This window comes from Corynebacterium sp. Marseille-P8863 (assembly GCF_946902955.1).
Lineage (GTDB): Bacteria > Actinomycetota > Actinomycetes > Mycobacteriales > Mycobacteriaceae > Corynebacterium > Corynebacterium gottingense.
Genome location: NZ_CAMPQC010000012.1, coordinates 14,715 through 32,538 on the forward strand (window position 1 = coordinate 14,715; position 17,824 = coordinate 32,538).

A 17,824-nucleotide genomic window follows, 5' to 3' on the forward strand; every position below is an offset into this window, starting at 1 on the left:
CTAGCTCGTACTCCCTATATATTGCCAGAGCACCCAGAAGCGTTTCAGGAGAATCGGAGAATACCTACCACGCCTGGCTCAGGTCCGCGTGCTGGCGCACCCACGCGTGCATCGCGATGCCCGCGGCGACGCCCGCGTTGATGGAGCGCGTCGAGCCAAACTGCGCAATCGAGCAGGTCATGCTGGCCGCGTGCGCCGTCTCCTCCGTAATGCCGGGGCCCTCCTGCCCGAAGACGAGGACGCAGCGCTCGGGCAGCTCCGCCGTCTCCAGCGGGACGCATCCGGGGGTGTTATCAATGGCCACGACCGGGATGTCCTCCGCGCGCGCCCACGCGGCAAAGTCCTCCACCGTCGCGTGGTGGTGGATGTGCTGGTAGCGGTCCGTCACCATCGCGCCGCGGCGGTTCCAGCGCTTGCGGCCAATGATGTGCACCTCCTTAGCCAGGAAGGCGTTCGCGGTGCGCACCACAGTGCCGATGTTCATGTCATTTTCAAAGTTCTCGATCGCCACGTGAAACGGGTGCCGCTTGCGGTCGAGGTCCGCGACGATCGCCTCCATGGACCAGTAGCGGTAGGCGTCGACCACGTTGCGGCGGTCACCATTGGCCAGGAACTCGGGGTCCAGGTGGGCGTTCTCAGGCACGGGCCCCTCCCACGGCCCGACGCCGTGGCGGCCCTCATTCCACTCGGTGGGTCCCTTCGCGGACTCCGTGTCCGCGGGATCAGGCAAGGCCGAGGTCCTCGAGGCCGAGGAGGAAGCGGTACTCAAGGCCGGCTTCCTTGAGCACGGCGTCCGCGCCCGTCGCGCGGTCCACCACGGTGGCGACAGCGACGACCTCGGCGCCCTCCTCGCGGCAGGCCTGCACCGCGGTGAGCGGGGAATTGCCAGTGGTGGTCGTGTCCTCGACCACAAGCACCTTCTTGCCCACGATGCTCGGGCCCTCAATGCGGCGCTGCATACCGTGCTTCTTCGCCTCCTTGCGCACCACGAAGGCGTCGATGTCGCGCCCGTCCGCGTGCATGATGGCGGTGGCGACCGGGTCCGCGCCCAGGGTGAGGCCACCGACGGCGTCGAACTCCAGGTCCTTGGTCAGCTCGCGCAGCTGCGCGCCGATGAGGCGGGACGCCTCGTGGTGCAGGGTCGCGCGGCGCAAGTCCACGTAGTAGTCGGCCTCCTTGCCGGAGGACAGCGTCACTTTGCCGTGGACGACGGCCAGTTCCTTGACCAGTTCTGCCAGCCTTGCTTTGTCACTCATCAGTGTTCCTTTCCATGTGCTGTTCAGGGTCTGTGTCCGGCCTGGTGCTCGGGCGCGAGTCGTCGAAGATGGACGGCGGCCGCTGCTCGCGACGCACCCGGGTGAGGTCCGCCGGCGCGTCGCCCTCGGCGGGGTGGCCGTCGGCGATGGGCGCGACCTCATCGCCGCCCAGGTCGCTGTAGTCAATGTCGCCGCGGCGCGCCCCGGTGATGCGGGTGGGCATCTCCAGCGGCTCGTCCGGCCGCTGCACGGACTCCGTGCTTGGCGACGCCTCCTCCACCAGCGCCGGAGCGGGAGCCGGCATCTCGCGGGTGGGGTAGCCGAAGCTGAGGGGTTCGGCGGATTCGGGCGGGAGGGTGCGGGCGGCGTCGGCAAGCAGCGCGAGCGGAGCGAGCGTTTCGTCCCACTCGTCGGCCGCGGAGGCGCGATCCATCTCCGCGAGCACCCAATCCGACTCGAACCAGGCGGCGGTGACGCTCTGCGGCAGCTTGGACAGTGCCGTGCGCACGCGGACGTCCATGAATCGCTCGACCGGGCCCGCGTGGGTGCCCAGCACCGTAAAGCCCTCGGCGTGTGTCACTTCCACCAGGTCAGCGGAGGAATCCGCGTGGAAGCCTTCGCGGCGCATGTCCACTACGACGTCGCTGACGCGACCGGTGTCCATCGCGATAACGGTCACGCCGCCCAGGTCCATGACGTGCACGGTGTGGCCGTAGATCGCACCTGAGGCGATGTCCTTGGGCACCGCACCTGCCGACGCCGCACCACGCTGCCACTCCCCCGCCAGCTCGTCGGAGTGCTTGGCAAAGTCGAAGCCGTGCCCCTCGGCCCACGCGCGGCGCTCGCGCCTCGACGCCCCGGGGAACTGCAGGCCAGACTTCCGGTGCGCCCGGCGCGCGGGCTGCGGTGCGGGTTCTGGTTCGGGCGCTGGTTCTGGTTCGGGCTCAGGCGCGGGCTCCGGTTCCGGTGCCGGTGCGGGTTCTGGCTCTGGTGCTGGCTCGGGCTCCGGCGCGGGCTCGGGTTCCTCGCGCGATTCTTCCTCGTGGAGCGGAACCCAGCGCTCCGAGGCGGGCTCGGCCGGCTCCGCTGGCTCCGCCGGTTCAGCGGGTTCCGCCGGTTCGGGGCGCTCGTGCGCGGGACCGGGGGCGGGTGCTGCGGCGCTTCCGCGATCGCTGGAATCGCGGGAGTCGGCGAACATGAGGTAGCCGCCGGCTGCGAGCGCGATCAACGCGAGAACAAAAAGTAAAGGTGCCATCGCGTCACGATATTACTGCGTCGGCCCAACATCCGGGCGGTTGAGGGGACGGCGCGGCCTACAGGTCCGTGGCCACCGGATTGGTCTTGTTAGCGCTCCACTGCGACCAGCCGCCGACGTAGTGGGTGACCACCGGCAGACCCACGTGCTCCATCACGGCGAGCAGGAGGGCCGAGTGGTTGCCGGAACCGGAGTAGGCGATGACCTGCGCAGGGTCCGTGTTCTGGGTCAGGCCCACCTGCGCGAAACGATCGCGGATCTGGTCCTCCGGCAGCAGCGTCTGCGACTCCTTGTCAAAGAGGTCGTAGACGGGCAGATTGATGGCACCCGGGATGTGGCCGGCGCGGAGGTCCAGGATCTCCCTGCGGCCGTCGAAGCGGTCGGCCCCGCGGGCGTCGATAAGCAAGCCCTCAAAATCGCGGACTTCCTGCATGGACGCGGTGGGAAGGTTGCCCGGCTGGACTGCCTTGCTGCGCTTGACCACGGGGCTGCCCGGGCCGGCGAGCGAGTCGAAGCCGTTGCGGTCCCAGGCAGCGAAGCCACCGTCGACGATGTGGACGTCCTCGACGCCCATCCAGCGCAGGATCCACCAGGCGCGGGCTGCGTAGAGGCCAATGCCCTGGTCGTAGATGAAGACGGGGCGGCCGTCCTCGATGCCCCAGCTGTGGATCGCGTGCTCCGCCACTTCCGGCTTGGGCAGTGGGTTGCGGCCGACGCGGCTGCCCGGCATGCCTGCGAGCTGCGCAGCCGGATCGCAGAACTGCGAGGTCGGGATATGCTCGGAGAAGTACTTCGACAGCGCCTTCCCCTCCTGCGGTTCCCACAAAGACGCCAAGATGGTGTACTTCCTGCCGGTCTGGATTCGTTGCCGAAGGTCGTCGGCGGAGACAAATACGCTCATGGGCGCCAGTGTAGCGCCGGGACGCGAGGCACACAGCGCGTAAGCGCGTTAGGCCATGTAGCCCGGCGCTTGTTGGATCGCGCCCTCCGCCTCGAGCCCGTCGAGCCACTCGCGGATCCCCTCGCGCGGGCAGTCCGGGCCGATGCTCGCGGCGAGCATGCCGCCGGGGCCAAGCTCGACGCGGCACCCAAACGCGAGCAGCGTCTCCGCAATCTCGTGCGGCTGCTGGGTCTCGGGCAGGATGCGCATTGTCGACGCCCCACCCCTGACCACCACGGTATCCACATGCCAGTTGCCGCCAACGCGCACGCACTCGACGATGTCGCCGACCGCCAGGGACGTATCCACAAACGGCACACTCGCCACAACGAAGTGGTTCCCGCCCAAACTGTGCGCGGCCAACTGCTCGTTTTCCACACCCGGCATGGCAACGCGGGCGAGGATCTTCGTTGGATACTGCATATCTCGGAGCCTACCGCCCGCGTCAAATGCGTGAGTGCGTTTTGGGACGAGCGAGTGCCGGGGGCACCGCGTTACCCCCAACACATATTCAGCCGTACAATGGTTCGTGTCACATCCATTCTCCGATCCTGAGGAGGCAGACCTTCATGACAACCGCTACTTCCATGCGCGCCGCCGTGGTCAAGGAATTTGGCCCCAAGTTGCACGTAGAAGACATCGACCTACCCACTCCGGGCCCCTTCCAGGCGCTGGTGAAGCTGCACGCCTCTGGCATCTGTCACACCGACCTGCACGCAGCGGAAGGCGACTGGCCGGTGAAACCCGCGCCGCCGTTCGTCCCCGGCCACGAAGGCGTCGGCGAGGTTGTCGAGCTCGGACCGGGCGAGCACCCCGTCCAAGTCGGTGACATGGTCGGCAACGCTTGGCTCTGGTCTTCGTGCGGGGAGTGCGAATTCTGCCGCACCGGGCGCGAGACCTACTGCGCTAAAGCCGAGTACGGCGGCTACACTGTCGACGGCTCCTTCGGTCAGTACATGCTGGTAGACACCCGCTACGCGCCGCGCATCCCCGACGGCGCAGACCCGGTGGAGGTCGCGCCGATCCTGTGCGCGGGTGTGACCGTCTACAAGGCGCTCAAGGTCACTGAGACCAAGCCCGGCCAGTTCGTGGTGATCTCCGGCATCGGCGGACTCGGCCACGTTGCAGTGCAGTACGCCGCCGCGATGGGCATGCGCGTGATCGCTGTCGACATTGCCGACGACAAGCTGGAGCTGGCAAAGGAGCTGGGCGCAGAGTTTGCGGTCAACGCGAAGGAACAAGACCCCGCCGAAGCGGTGCAGGCATACACCGAAGGTGGCGCGCACGGGATCGTGGTCACCGCCGTCCACCCGGACGCGTTCGGCCAGGCCATCGGTATGTGCCGCTCCGACGGCACCATCGTCTTCAACGGCCTGCCGCCGGGGGACTTCCCGGCGCCGATCTTCGACATCGTGCTGCGCGGCATCACGATCCGCGGCTCCCTGGTTGGCACCCGCCAGGATATGGCCGAGGCGCTGGACTTCTACGCGCGCGGCAAGGTGGCGCCGCATGTGACCGCCTGCGAGCTTGACGACGTCAACGATGTCTTCGAGCGCATGCGCCAGGGCAAGATCGACGGGCGCATGGCGATTAAGTACTAGGTGCGCCGCTGGCTAAGGCCCTTCGGGGCTTCAGCCGGAACTAAGCGTCACCCAAAATAGACTCGAGCCCGTGACTGATTATCTTGCTCCAACGAAAAAGGTCCGGGTCGCCGACCTTGCGCAGAAGAAGGCGTCCGGTGAGAAGTAGGCGATGCTCACCGCCTACGACTACTCCACCGCCCGCGCGTTCGCCCAGGCCGGCATCGAGTGCTTGTTAGTAGGAGACTCAGCCGCGAACGTGGTCTACGGCTACGAGTCCACCAACCAGATCAGCGTCGACGAGATGGTCCACCTCGGCGCCGCGGTCGTGCGCGGGGCAGGCAACGCGCTTGTCGTGATCGACCTGCCCTTCGGCACCTACGAGGCCAGCGACGAACAGTGCGTACGCACCGCCACCGACATAGTGCGCCGCACCGGCGCGCACGTAGTCAAGCTCGAGGGCGGCGTGCGCATCGCCCCGCGCATCCGCGCGCTCAAAAACGCGGGCCTCGCGGTATGCGCACACGTCGGATTCACCCCGCAATCCGTCGACAGCCTCAGCGGCTTCAAGGTTCAGGGTCGCGACGCGGGGGCGGAGCTTTTGCTTGACGACGTCCGCGCAGTCGTCGACGCAGGCGCCGACCTCGTCGTCTTCGAAATGGTTCCCGCCGCGCTCGCTGCTCGCATCACGCGCGAGTGCCCCATCCCCACCGTCGGCATCGGAGCCGGCCCGGACACGGATGCGCAAGTTCTGGTCTGGCACGACATGGCTGATCTGCCCGCAGGCGACCACCGAGCCCGCTTCGTCCGCCGCTTCGGCACTCTCGGCGCCGACCTCACGGCTGCTGCCGCCAACTACAAGCGCGCGGTACACACCGGCGAGTTCCCCGCCGAGGAGCACACCTTCGAGTAGCTGTTAGCCAATCTGGATCGGCGCGTTGTCGAGCAGGCGCGTCGAGCCGACCTTAGCGGCCACCAGCAGGCGAGCCTCTCCGGTAAATCCGGCCGGGAGCTCGGCGAGGTCTGGTGTGGTGGCGACGAGGTAATCGAGGTGGAGGTCGGGCGTGGCGTCGAGAAGCGAGCGAGCGGAATCGACGCTGCCAGTGGCGATTGCCCTGGGGATGGTGAGGGCGACCTCGCGCTCGGCGGCACTGAGGTAGCGGTTGCGCGACGACACGGCGAGACCATCGGCGTCGCGCACAATCGGGCACCCGTGGATACGGACCGGGAGATGCAGATCATCCACCATCTGGCGGATCAGCGCGAGCTGCTGGTAATCCTTCTCGCCGAAGAACGCGTCGCTAGCTCCCGTGAGCGCGAACAGCTTCGCCACCACCGTGAGCACGCCCGCGAAGTGTGTCGGGCGGGTCGCGCCCTCCAGCACCTCGCCGAGGGGACCCGGCTGGATCGTCGTGCGCGGGCCGTGGGGGTACATCGTCTCAGCCGAAGGCGCGAACACAGCCTCGACGCCCTCCGCTTCCAGCTTCTCTACGTCCTCGGCGAGCGTACGCGGGTAGGCGTCCAGGTCCTCGCCCGGCGCGAACTGCAGCGGGTTGACGAAGATGCTCACCACCACCGGGTTGCCCAGAGACTTTGCCTGCTTGACCAGAGCGAGGTGGCCCTCATGCAGCGCCCCCATCGTCGGCACCAGGGAAACAGGGCCGTGGCCGATGGCGTCGGTGAGGGACTCAGGGGTGTGGACCAGATGTGTCATGTAGATGATTATGGAACGTGCCAAGCAATTACGGGGATTTCTGCAGGTGCAAGGTGACGCCCGTCTCGCGCATCATCTCAAATGTGTCTGTTGTATCCACACCCATAGCCAAACAGGCATCCGGAATAAGAATCCTTTTCCGTGAGTGCGGTTGTGAGCGCTCATGGGTTACGACCGTATGTTGATGCTCACGAGCGTAAGCAACGAGAAGATAATCGGCGTGATTTCCTACAAAAGCGTTGATGGCTTCCTCCCGGTACGCTCCTGAAACAGCCCACTGAGAAAGCGGCTGGAAGTGCTTCGTCGTTGGCTAATCAATCGCCCTGAACAAACCAGGATTTGCACGCGTCCACTCAGCGAGCTCATCATTGCCCTGTAGGAGTTCATCCCGGACGGCTTCGATACTGCACACCAAATCTTGCCGATACGCGCCTTCGAGCCAATCCCAGAATCCCGGCGCGAGGTCGAAAGCGTAATACCGGTTCTTCGCCTCAATGAGGATGTTGGCGTCGATCAGGAACATCAGGCAACCCCCAATTCTTCCGCAAGATTCTCAAACGTTGCATGTTTTTTCGCACCAAGCAACTGGTACGCGTCCCGGTACGCAGTGGAGCCTTCCAAAGCGCTCGCGATCACCGCTCGAGAGAAACTGCGACTGAGGCGCAGTGGCTGGGTGTAGTAATAGTTGCCGCCGCCATCGCTGCGTCGCGTATCAAAAAAAGACATGACACGCCGCTTCTCTACTTCATACTCCTTGGTGTATTCATTCCAAGGAAGCACCTTGGCATCATAAAGACGTTTAAGGATCACCAGCGTACTGACGCGATAGGTCCTAGCAAGGCGTTCCAACTCCTCTACGTTCACGACGCCCTGAAATTCCTCAATCAAAGCATGCATCGGCACAAGCACCTCTGCAGCGACTTGGTTGCACCAGAGCTCAGCCTTAGGACCATCCTTAGCTGTCATGGCGGCTTCCGAGAGTGCGCTGCCACCTAACCAAATGTGTTCCAGCTCGTGAATCAGCGTAAAGATTTGGGCTGCTTTGGTGTCCGCTCCGTTGACAAAGATCAGTGGGGCGAGGGAGTCCGCTAAAGCAAATCCTCGGAACTCACTAGGATCCAGTCTCCGGTGCGGATCGGAACCAACGACACCACTTACCATGACCAAGACGCCGACTCCCTCGATCCGGTCAATCAACTGACGCAAAGCCTGTTCCCAATTGGGGAAGGTGGCGCGTGCATCAAGACCAAAATCTAACGCGTTCCGAATCTGGCTCGCGACTTTTTCAACTGGCGAATTCAACGTGGCAGCACCAACAAAGGAGACTTCGTCGAAATCGTTCATCAAGGCATGTTCGCGATACCAGTCTTGACGCTGCTGACACTGGTAGATCGTGTCAAGGAGATCTGCCGAGGGTTGCTGAACCCCAATGTTGCCCAACGTCCTCATATCCGGGATTGGAATCGCCTCTACCGGCGGTTCCGGAAGAAAAAGCAAACCCAAAGGCGTATGCGTAGCGTTTGCAAACTTCTTTAATTGTTTGAGTGTGGGGCGTTCTTCTTGAGAGAGCCATAAGTCAAGCTTCGGAGCACGACGAACAGTAGTGTCCTCATCCCAACCACTCCGCCGAACAGCCCAACGAAGAACCTCTGGGGCAACATCCACCCGCACTACCATTCCACTCACCTCCACCGACTTTGTGGATCGACTACGTAGGCATCATCATACGTTTCTTTGACATCCGCCCAGGGGGCCGCAGGCTCCTAAATGGAGCTAGCTCCATTTGACCGACCAGTCAAACCGCGACCTGCGGTTTTGCACTGCCACAGGGTGCAAATGGAGCTAGCTCCTTGTGGACGACAGACGGACTACGGCCCGGAGGCCTGCTCGGCCCCGCCGCCGACACCGACTTACGCAGCGTCGACGGTGAGGTGCTCCCCGCCCTCTGCGACGTCCACGTTGACGGTGTCGCCGTCGCGGACGTAGCCGGCGAGCAGCGCCTTCGCCAGGCGGTCGCCGATGGCCTGCTGGATCAGGCGGCGCAGCGGGCGGGCACCGTAGGCCGGGTCGTAGCCGCGCTCCGCCAGCCAGGCCTTCGCGGCGTCGGAGACGTGGAGCGTGAGGCGCCTGGAAGCGAGACGCTCCGCGAGCGAGCCGAGCTGGATGTCCACGATGCCGACGAGCTGCTCGGACGACAGGGCGTCGAAGACGACGACATCGTCGAGGCGGTTGATGAACTCGGGCTTGAAGTGGTGCTTCACCGCGTCCATGATCTGGTCGTGGCTGCCGCCCGCGCCCAGGTTGGAGGTGAGGATGACCACCGTGTTGCGGAAGTCCACCGTGCGCCCCTGGCCGTCGGTGAGGCGGCCTTCGTCGAGAACCTGCAGGAGGATGTCAAAGACGTCCTGGTGGGCCTTCTCCACCTCGTCGAAAAGCACGAGCGAGTACGGGCGGCGACGAACGGCCTCGGTGAGCTGGCCGCCGGCGTCGTAGCCGACATACCCCGGAGGGGCGCCGACCAGGCGGGAGACGGAGTGCTTCTCGCCGTACTCGGACATGTCGATGCGGACCATCGCGGAATCGTCGTCGAAGAGGAACTCAGCCAGCGCCTTCGCCAACTCGGTCTTGCCCACGCCGGTGGGGCCGAGGAAGAGGAAGGAACCGATCGGGCGGTTCGGGTCAGCGACGCCTGCGCGCGAGCGGCGCACAGCGTCGGACACCGCGTTCACCGCGTCCTTCTGGCCGACCACGCGCCCGGCCAGCAGCTCCTCCATGTGCAGGAGCTTCTCGGTCTCGCCCTGCATCATCTTGCCTGCCGGGATGCCGGTCCAGGAGGACACGACCTCCGCGATCACGTCCGGGGTGACCTCCTCGGTGAGCATCGTCTTCTGGGTCTCGCTGGCGCTCGCCTCCGCGTCCGCGAGCTGCTTCTCCAGCTCGGGGATGCGGCCGTAGCGTAGCTCGGAGACCTTGGCGTAGTCGCCGTCGCGCTCCGCGATCTCAGACTCGTTGCGCAGCCGCTCCAGCTCCTCCTTCGCGGACTGGACCGAGTCGATCTCCGCCTTCTCATTGGACCAGCGAGTTTTCAGCTCGTTCAGCTTTTCACGCTGGTCAGCGAGCTCCTGGCGCAGGTCCACCAGGCGCTGCTGGGACGCCGCGTCGGACTCCTTCTGCAGCGCGATCTCCTCGATCTCCAGTCGGCGGACCACGCGCTCGAGCTCGTCGATCTCCTGCGGCGAGGAGTCGATCTCCATGCGCAGGCGAGAACCGGCCTCATCCACCAGGTCGATCGCCTTGTCCGGCAGGAAACGGTTGGTGATGTAGCGGTTGGACAGCTCGGCGGCCGAGACCAGCGCGGAGTCCTGGATGCGCACGCCGTGGTGCACCTCGTAGCGCTCCTTCAGCCCACGCAGGATGCCAATCGTGTCTTCCACGGTCGGCTCGCCCACGTACACCTGCTGGAAGCGGCGCTCCAAAGCAGCGTCCTTCTCAATGTGCTGGCGGTACTCGTTCAGCGTGGTCGCGCCGACGAGGCGCAGCTCGCCACGGGCCAACATCGGCTTAATCATGTTGCCCGCGTCCATGGCACCCTCGCCGCTCGCGCCGGCGCCAACAATGGTGTGCAGCTCGTCGATAAAGGTGATGATCTCGCCGTCCGCCGACGTGATCTCGTCCAGCACGGCCTTCAGGCGCTCCTCGAACTCGCCGCGGTACTTCGCGCCCGCGACCATGGACCCCAGGTCCAGGGAGATCAGCGTCTTGCCCTTCAGCGACTCCGGGACGTCGCCCGCGACGATGCGGCGGGCTAGGCCCTCCACGATCGCGGTCTTGCCCACGCCGGGTTCGCCGATCAGGACCGGGTTATTCTTCGTGCGGCGGCTCAGTACCTGGACCACGCGGCGGATCTCCGAATCTCGCCCGATCACCGGGTCAATCTTGCCCTCACGGGCGCGTGCGGTCAGGTCGGTGGAGTACTTTTCCAGCGCTTGGAACTGGTCCTCCGGCGTCTCGGTCGTGACCTTCTTGTTGCCGCGGACGGACTGGAACGCAGACTTAATCGCATCGTACGTGGCGCCGCGCTTGGTCAGCAGCTCCGCGGCCTCATCGGTGCCGCGGGCGATGCCGGCGAGGAGTACCTCGGTGGACACGTATTCGTCGCCAAGCTCCCCGGCGAGCTCTTGCGACGCATTAAGCGCGTTGAGCGCATCGCGGTTGAAGTTGGGGTTGGCCATGTTCTGGCCCTCCGCCTTGGGGTAACCGGCGACCAGCTCGCCCGCCTCGCGCGCGACCGTCGCGGGGTCAACGCCCGTGGCTTTGAGGACGGGGGCGGCGATGCCGTCTTCCTGCGTAAGAATTGCCTGCAGCAGGTGCGCCGGGCGAATATCTGGATTCCCTGCCGCGGAGGCCTTCTGCAGCGCCTGCTGGATGGCCTCCTGCGTCTTTGTTGTGGGGGTAAAGGATGCCATGGTCAACATCGTCCTTTCCGTGTGCGTTTATGTTCGTCGTGTTTTATCTCCCGTTTTACTCGGGTCACTTCCTATAACGCACCGGAAGTTGAGTCTGTTCCACTCAACCCTGTTTTGTTGTTTACTCCCGCTTTGCCGGGACCCACTTCGAAGCAAAGGACAGAATCACCACGCCCACGGCCACCGCGAAGGCGATCCAGCCTAAGCCCGTGACAAAGCCGGCGATCACCGCGATGGGCGCGAGGATGGTCATGCCGATCTCAAACGGGGCGAAGCCGACGTACGCCACGCCGTACTCGTTGAGCGTGCCGGACTTCAGCTTCGGGTCGACCATCTTGAGCAGTGCGATACCGGTGGCCACTGCCGCGGTCGCCCAACCCCAGCCGAACAGGCCACGCTCGAGCCAGTTGGTGCCAAAGAACAGCGGGCCCGCCCACAGCATCCACACCACGCAGAACACGGTGCCCAGGACGAACAGGAGCAGGAGCGCCTGCCAGTACCCGGCGAGCGCCGCGGGCACGATCGACGCGATACCGAAGGCAATCATGTAGTCGGTGGCTGCGCCGGAGATGGAGCTAATGGTGTCGCGGTCCAGGTAGTTCGGCCGCCCGACAGCCTTCAGCAGGCCGCGGCCAATCAGGCCCACCACGCACGCCATCGCGAACAGGGGGATGGACACGTTTTCCCACTGCGACTTCACCAGCTGGTTCAGCATGTACGCAATGAGCACGGTAAACACCACGAAACCACCGTGCAGCGCCAGCGGCTCGATGGAGGACGGGTTGGTAGTCGCCTTGCCGATGGAGGGGCGCTCAGATTCGTCGTCAATATAGCCAGTGCGCAGCTCGCGGGGCAGGTCGCCGCTCAGCTCAGCCGCCTTGCCCTTGCGGATGCCCCAGTTTGCCACGATCACGCCGCCAACGATGGCCACCAGTGTGCCCACGGTCGCGGACGTAAAGCCGATGGACGAGGCGTTTTCCACCCCGACCCCCTCCAGCGCGGAACCGACCGCCGCCGCGGTGCCGAACCCGCCGACGAAGCCGACCGGCAGCATCATACCGAACCAGGGCTCCGTGCCAAACAGCGGCGCAAACAGGTACAGGCCCAGCAGGATGAACAGACCCCACTGCCCCATGAACATCGAGGTCGTATACGCCCACATGTTGCGCGCACCCGCGGCCACGGAGCCGCCGAGCTCCATCGAGTACGCCATTGACGCGAACACCACGGCGATCAACAGTGTCGTGTATGTGCCCACGCTGTCCGACCAGCTGATCACCCCGAGCACTTCCTGCCCGAGGACAAGACCGATCAGCCCCGCCGTGATCGGCGCAGGAAGCAGCAACGCCTGTAATACTTTCAGCCGGTTGCGGAGTACGTTGCCAATGATCAGAAGCACCGAGATCCAGCCAATATCAGTCAGCATTGTGTACGGCGTAAATTCCATTGCTGCCACCTACCTTTCCCATTGTTTTAGATGTCACATTACCCTGTAACGCATGAGCTCTTTCCGCACCGCCTCCCGCGAAGCAGCCCAAGTTTTGCTTAACGACGAATCGCTGTCCCGGTCCACACTCTGGACCTACTTCGTTGCTGAATTCCCTGAGGCAACCGGTCTTCTCCCGGCCGGCGTGACGGAAGCAACGCACTCCATGGTGTGCGTGCCGGGGAAGGCGCTGCTGCGCGTCGCCGACACCGCGCCGGACGACGAGTCGGTGGACCCCACCGCTCTCGCCCCGGCCGTCGAGGGGGGTCTGCGGGACTGGGCCCTGCACATGCGCAGGACCGGCTTTCCCTCCGCCGAGTACCCGCGCGCGGCAAAGCTGTACCAGGACCTGATCGCTTCCATGCTCGGCCACGGGCTCGACGAGCGAGTCGCCCGGACGCTGGAGGAGTTCGGCGAGGTCATGCGCAGCGCGGCCGAGCAGGCTGACCAAAAGGGCATTCCGGCGGCCTCCGCCGCCCAGGTCACCTCGGTCATCGCGGCCTCGTCCTTCGAGGGCGCTCCCGCCGCAGCGCGCACCCGCATCGTGCGCCTGGAAACCAGCACGCCCATTCCGCACGAGCCCGGGCAAGTGGTGCCGGTGCTGCAGACGAACCGCCAGGGCGTGTGGCACGACCTGGCGCCGGCGTTGCCGTACAACGAGCTCGGCCAGCTGGAGTTCCACGTCCGCGAGGAGTTGGACGTGGAAGTGGGCGACTACGTCACGCTCGGCGCAGCTTACGGGACTGCTCCGCTGCGTGGCGTCGATAAGCGCCCTGGCCACAGGCTCCTCATTGTCGCCGACGGCACAGGCCTGGCGGCGGCGAAGGCGATGGTGTTCGACCTGATGGAGCGCGACGAGCGTCCCGAGGTTGAGCTGATGATCGGCGTGGAGCACGAGGACGAGTTCTATGACCTGCACACGTTTGCTTCGCTGACCTCGAGCTCCGAGGTGCACGATTGGCTCACCATCACCTGTGTTGCGGAGCAGGTGATCGACCCGGAGGACCCGGAGTCGCCCGCGATTGTGGAGGGGCTGCGCCGCGTGTGGATCGGCGTCGAACGGCTCGCATCGGCGACGGGCACTTGGTGGGGCCGCGACGTCGTGGTCTGCGGCAGCGTCGCCCGTTGCACGCTGATCACGGACGCCATGAAGGAAGCTGGCGCGCCAGCACCGACCGTGGTTGCCATGGACGAGGAAGCCGATTGGTTTAACGAGCACTAGCCGAGCCTCTCGTATTCCTCAATCCACAGGTCCTCGTACTCCCTCATCGTCATCGCGTTGTCGTCGCGGTACGGCCGCTGGTACGAGGGCGAGATAAACCGCGTGCCGTCCGGGAAGACGAAGTGCACGTCGTCGGCGTCTTTGATAATCCGCGTGTGCCCCTCCGTCACCAGTGAATGACACGCAGAGCACAGCGGCAACAGGTTTTCCATGGTCGTTTCGCCGCCCAGCGCCCAGTCCTCCACGTGGTGAACCTCGATGAACCTGGTATGGGTGCACCCCGGCACCGCGCATTCACTGCCCCACATTGTCATGAGCGCGTTGAGCTGCGCGTCGTTGGCAAGCCGCGCCGACTTCGACGTGTTGATGATCAGCCCCTGGTCATTCACCTCGTTCACCCGCACGATGGCGTTCGACACGGCGTGGGCAATGCTTATCGACGCCTCTCCCACCCCATTCGGCATATAGGCCCGCCCATCCGTCGTCGTCACGATATTCACGTGCGCTCCCGGCGCGCGCAGTGGGTTCTTCGGCTTGCTGCGCACCACATTGACCATGCCCATAAACGCCGCGAGCATGGCTTTCCCCACCGGCAGGCCGAAGCCGGATTGGTTAGTCATCTCCTTCAGGGCCTCGTCGACGCCGTCCTGTTCCACCACCTCCGCGAGGTCGACGTCGTAGTAGGACAGTTCGCCGATCTTGAGGGCCGCGGCGACCTTCGCGCCTTCCAGCGGGCTGAGGTCCGCCCACAACCCGAATCTGCCGTTCTTCCGCTCCGCAATGCGGACATACGAGGAGGGGTTGCTCTCTCCCTCCTCGCCCTCACGCTGGCGCCACGCGAGCTCGGCTTCAAGCTCGTGGTAGCCGAGCTTGATGGCCAACTCGACGAGCTCGGCCTCATCATTGTGCTTGAGATACGGCAGGAGTAGCCGCACTTTGGAGTAGTTCACGTCTCCCTCGTTGAACGCCTCCGCGAGGAGCGAGTAGCACATGAGATCACGCGCGATGGAGACGTATTCGTGCGCGGTGGATTTTGAAATACCTAGCCGCCGAATGAGCCACTGAGCCGTCGTTGTTGCGCCGAGGCGACGCGCGAGTCGCAGCTTGTCAAAGATGCCGATGTCGCGCAGTAGCGCCGCCTTCTGCCGAGTCATTCGCCCGAAGGTCGATGCAATCCGGTCTGCTAATTGCGTGATTGCGCAGGAGCCAGTAGGCGATTCCTGTTCGACAGACTCATCATCAGCGATAGCATTTTCGATTTTTTCAGGACTGGGATGCTTTGGTGATTCGGTCATGATGCGTGGCTCCGTTCATGGGTTGTCGGGGTGTTGGCAATGAAGATAGCACCCCCACCGAACATCGCCCTGACCTGCACTTTTATCAAGTTAAGTACGTTAACAACGTTGACGTTCGCTAGCGCGTTGAGTCGCGGCAACCAACGACTGAAGGAAGTCCGCATTGCGGACTTTTCTCAGCATTCTACGTTCGAACAACATGGATTTCGCGCACACCCATTCCAACGTGACTGAACGGAGTCCGCATTGCGGACTTTTCTCAGACGGCGGGCTCTACGACATTCGCGTCGATGCCTCAATATCCACCACCGGAAGCGCGCGGCGGGTTGCGCCAACGGCATCGAGATCAATGTCCGCGACGAGAATTTCCGGTCCGTATCCCGCCTCCTCAACCACGACGCCATCCGGCGCGACGACCACCGAGTGCCCGATCCCGGTCGGCCCCGACTCCTGCCCAGCCTCTCGCTCGAAGTCGGGACGGGCCTGTCCCGCTGCTGCAATGAATACGCCCGAATCAAGTGCGCGCGCACGGGTGAGCAAGCGCCACTGCTCAAGCTTACCGCCCCCATCCGCCCAGCTCGTTGGCACGACGATCACCTCGGCACCGCGGCGGGCCAGCTCGCGGAACTGCTCCGGGAAACGAATATCAAAGCAGATAGCTACCCCTACGCGTACGCCATCGCAATCGAAAGTCACGAGCCGCTCCCCCGCTTTGACGGTGTCAGATTCGCGATAGTCGAACGCGTCGTAGGTATGAATCTTGTCGTAACCCAGGTGCACGCCTGCACCCGTAATGAGCGCCGTGTTGTAGACCCGGTTGATCGTCCTCCCGTTCACCTCGCGGGAATCCGCAGGCCGAAACATCCCCGCCACAATGGTTACCCCAGCGTCCGTCGCGAGCTGCCGGAGCGCGGTGGCGAACTCGCCATCCAGCTCCTCGGCCTGCTTATCCAAGCGCCCCTGCCCGAAGGCCTGGCTCGTCGCCTCCGGCAACACAATCAGGCTCGCCCCCTGCTCGGCCGCGTTTCGAATGAGCGGCGACACCTTAGCCAGGTTTTCGCGCACGTCAGGGCCGGTGGTGGTTTGAATGCAAGCAAGTTTCATGCACCCTATGCTAAACATTTTCAAATTTGTTTGCCGCACCCATTGATTCGTTTATTACGATTTTGTAGGGTTGCACCATGACCTTTTTACACCTTACGCAATCCACAGCTTCCACCGCCCGCGCTCACACCCCGCCGGACCTCACTCATTATGACCCACGCCTTTCCCCATCATCCACCGCAACCGCGTTATCCACAGTATATTCGCACCACACGTTAGCCATGCAGCACACCACCGGCGGGATCCACGCACACCTCGACCAGGTTGCCCGGTTTGCCGACCACGTCTGTGACCTCGACAGTACCATCGCGGGGAGGCTCGATGCGCACCGATAGCGCCGTCTACCAGCCCGCCCTCTTCCCCGACGAGTTGCGCCGGGCGGCGGATGAGGTGTGGGAGGGGCTGTGTGGCGTCGATAGGCAACTGCTCAATGCGCGCCAGGCCAGCGAAGCTTTGGTTCGATCCGGCTTCGAAGGCCCTGCGGCGAACGCATCGAATGCGACCCTCAACGCGTACGCGGCTGAGCTGGAAACGCAACGGGCGGACCTCGAGCGGGTTCGTGCAATTCTGCAGGTTGCCGCGTTGGCACACGCCTGCTTGGACGCGGTGGCGGAGGTGGCGATTCGGGCGGGGCACCACCAACTCATCCAGTGGCTCAACCGCCGATCCCAGGCGCTCGACCGCGAAACCGCAGATGCGCTGCGCACGAACGTGCCGCTCCATACTATTGACGGACTCTTCGCCCACCCCGACGACTCACTCGAGCAGGTCCACGCGCGGCACACCGCGACCGTCCCCGCCGCGACGCTGCAGACCGTCGAAGCCAGCGGCGGCACCATCTTGGAAGCCGGTCCGGCGAGCACCACCGTGATGATTGGTAACACCGTCGCGCCCGAGCGGGTGATCACCATGGTCGCCGGCACGCACACCGGCAAGCCGGAGGACTTGGGCGGCGAGCTCGACAAGGCACAACGCATCGCCGCGCGCACCGGCGCGTCCGTCGTCGTCTGGCAGGGCTACGGCCCGCCCACCAACATCCCCGACGCGGGCGCGCGGATCAACGCCGTGCGCGGCGCGGACAACCTCGCGCAGTTCCAAGCCGCCCTCGAGTCCCGCTTCCCCAGCGCCCAAAAGACGATCGTCGCGCATAGCTACGGCACGCTCGTCCCCACACTTGCCGCCGCCGAGCATGGATTGCTTGTCGACGACCTGTGGCTCCTCGGCAGCGCCGGGGTCGCTGGCGACAGCGTGGACGACTTGGCACTCGCGGGGCCGGACTCCGCCGTGTTCGTTGTGGACTCGCCGGATGACATCATCCTCACCCTGCGTTCGGGTCCGGATGCTGCGCTGGGGGCCTCGCCGTCGTCGCCAAGCTATGGCGCCACCCCTATCGAGGGCGTGACCGGGAGCCATACAGACTATTTCACAGATCCGGCGTTCCTGTCTGCCTTAGCACAAGAGGGCGGACAATATGGGCGTTTTTAGGTATCATGTTTTGCGTTTAGT

At 64.5% G+C, this 17,824-nt stretch carries 14 protein-coding genes and 2 pseudogenes; 4 read left to right on the forward strand and 12 right to left on the reverse strand.

Features of this window, described 5'->3' with window-relative positions; translation table 11 throughout:
• Nucleotides 1-64 precede the first annotated feature (64 nt).
• The 5 genes from OVO38_RS08745 to OVO38_RS08765 are packed head-to-tail and all read right to left on the reverse strand — an operon-like array spanning nucleotide 65 to nucleotide 3,874.
• Nucleotides 65-730, reverse strand: a complete 666-nt coding sequence (locus OVO38_RS08745; RefSeq protein ID WP_267208271.1) for a TrmH family RNA methyltransferase — start codon at nucleotides 728-730, stop codon at nucleotides 65-67.
• The gene (pyrE, locus tag OVO38_RS08750) at nucleotides 723-1,256 is read right to left on the reverse strand and encodes an orotate phosphoribosyltransferase (protein ID WP_095536078.1); all 534 of its coding nucleotides are present in this window, start codon (nucleotides 1,254-1,256) and stop codon (nucleotides 723-725) included. The genes OVO38_RS08745 and pyrE overlap by 8 nt, the downstream gene beginning before the upstream one ends.
• Nucleotides 1,249-2,511, reverse strand: a complete 1,263-nt coding sequence (locus OVO38_RS08755) for a hypothetical protein (protein ID WP_267208272.1) — start codon at nucleotides 2,509-2,511, stop codon at nucleotides 1,249-1,251. Before OVO38_RS08755 ends, pyrE begins: the two co-directional genes overlap by 8 nt.
• Nucleotides 2,512-2,569: 58 nt before the next feature.
• On the reverse strand, nucleotides 2,570-3,412 hold the full coding sequence (locus OVO38_RS08760; RefSeq protein ID WP_267208273.1) for a sulfurtransferase: 843 nt from the start codon (nucleotides 3,410-3,412) through the stop codon (nucleotides 2,570-2,572).
• A 48-nt stretch (nucleotides 3,413-3,460) separates the two neighbouring features.
• Nucleotides 3,461-3,874 (reverse strand): DUF4265 domain-containing protein, encoded by a 414-nt coding sequence (locus OVO38_RS08765; RefSeq protein ID WP_095536075.1) that lies wholly within the window; start codon nucleotides 3,872-3,874, stop codon nucleotides 3,461-3,463.
• Between the two features lie 146 nt (nucleotides 3,875-4,020).
• On the opposite strand from OVO38_RS08765, the gene adhP reads away from it, so the two are divergent.
• Nucleotides 4,021-5,052, forward strand: a complete 1,032-nt coding sequence (gene adhP / locus OVO38_RS08770) for an alcohol dehydrogenase AdhP (RefSeq protein ID WP_267208274.1) — start codon at nucleotides 4,021-4,023, stop codon at nucleotides 5,050-5,052.
• A 70-nt stretch (nucleotides 5,053-5,122) separates the two neighbouring features.
• Nucleotides 5,123-5,944, forward strand: a pseudogene (gene panB, locus OVO38_RS08775) (3-methyl-2-oxobutanoate hydroxymethyltransferase).
• Between the two features lie 3 nt (nucleotides 5,945-5,947).
• Here panB and panC read toward each other — a convergent pair.
• From panC to OVO38_RS08800, 5 genes and pseudogenes are all read right to left on the reverse strand, one after another.
• Nucleotides 5,948-6,745 (reverse strand): pantoate--beta-alanine ligase, encoded by a 798-nt coding sequence (gene panC / locus OVO38_RS08780; RefSeq protein ID WP_267208275.1) that lies wholly within the window; start codon nucleotides 6,743-6,745, stop codon nucleotides 5,948-5,950.
• A 28-nt stretch (nucleotides 6,746-6,773) separates the two neighbouring features.
• A pseudogene (locus tag OVO38_RS08785) lies at nucleotides 6,774-7,268 on the reverse strand (DUF4411 family protein).
• The gene (locus tag OVO38_RS08790; RefSeq protein ID WP_267208276.1) at nucleotides 7,268-8,410 is read right to left on the reverse strand and encodes an ImmA/IrrE family metallo-endopeptidase; all 1,143 of its coding nucleotides are present in this window, start codon (nucleotides 8,408-8,410) and stop codon (nucleotides 7,268-7,270) included. Before OVO38_RS08790 ends, OVO38_RS08785 begins: the two are co-directional and overlap by 1 nt.
• Nucleotides 8,411-8,655: 245 nt before the next feature.
• Nucleotides 8,656-11,211: an ATP-dependent chaperone ClpB gene (clpB, locus tag OVO38_RS08795; RefSeq protein ID WP_267208277.1), complete on the reverse strand. Its 2,556-nt coding sequence runs from the start codon at nucleotides 11,209-11,211 to the stop codon at nucleotides 8,656-8,658.
• A gap of 121 nt (nucleotides 11,212-11,332) precedes the next feature.
• Entirely contained in the window at nucleotides 11,333-12,658 is a 1,326-nt protein-coding gene (locus tag OVO38_RS08800) for a sodium/glutamate symporter (RefSeq protein WP_095536069.1), read from the reverse strand.
• Between the two features lie 52 nt (nucleotides 12,659-12,710).
• On the opposite strand from OVO38_RS08800, the gene OVO38_RS08805 reads away from it, so the two are divergent.
• On the forward strand, nucleotides 12,711-13,919 hold the full coding sequence (locus OVO38_RS08805) for a hypothetical protein (RefSeq protein WP_267208278.1): 1,209 nt from the start codon (nucleotides 12,711-12,713) through the stop codon (nucleotides 13,917-13,919).
• Here OVO38_RS08805 and OVO38_RS08810 read toward each other — a convergent pair.
• Entirely contained in the window at nucleotides 13,916-15,073 is a 1,158-nt protein-coding gene (locus OVO38_RS08810) for an HNH endonuclease signature motif containing protein (RefSeq protein ID WP_267208279.1), read from the reverse strand. The two genes, OVO38_RS08805 and OVO38_RS08810, sit on opposite strands and share 4 nt — an antisense overlap.
• Before the next feature lie 414 nt (nucleotides 15,074-15,487).
• Complete coding sequence (locus OVO38_RS08815; protein ID WP_267208280.1) at nucleotides 15,488-16,318, reverse strand: carbon-nitrogen hydrolase family protein; 831 nt, start codon at nucleotides 16,316-16,318, stop codon at nucleotides 15,488-15,490.
• Nucleotides 16,319-16,639: 321 nt separating this feature from the next.
• On the opposite strand from OVO38_RS08815, the gene OVO38_RS08820 reads away from it, so the two are divergent.
• Nucleotides 16,640-17,803, forward strand: a complete 1,164-nt coding sequence (locus OVO38_RS08820) for an alpha/beta hydrolase (RefSeq protein ID WP_267208281.1) — start codon at nucleotides 16,640-16,642, stop codon at nucleotides 17,801-17,803.
• Nucleotides 17,804-17,824 lie beyond the last annotated feature (21 nt).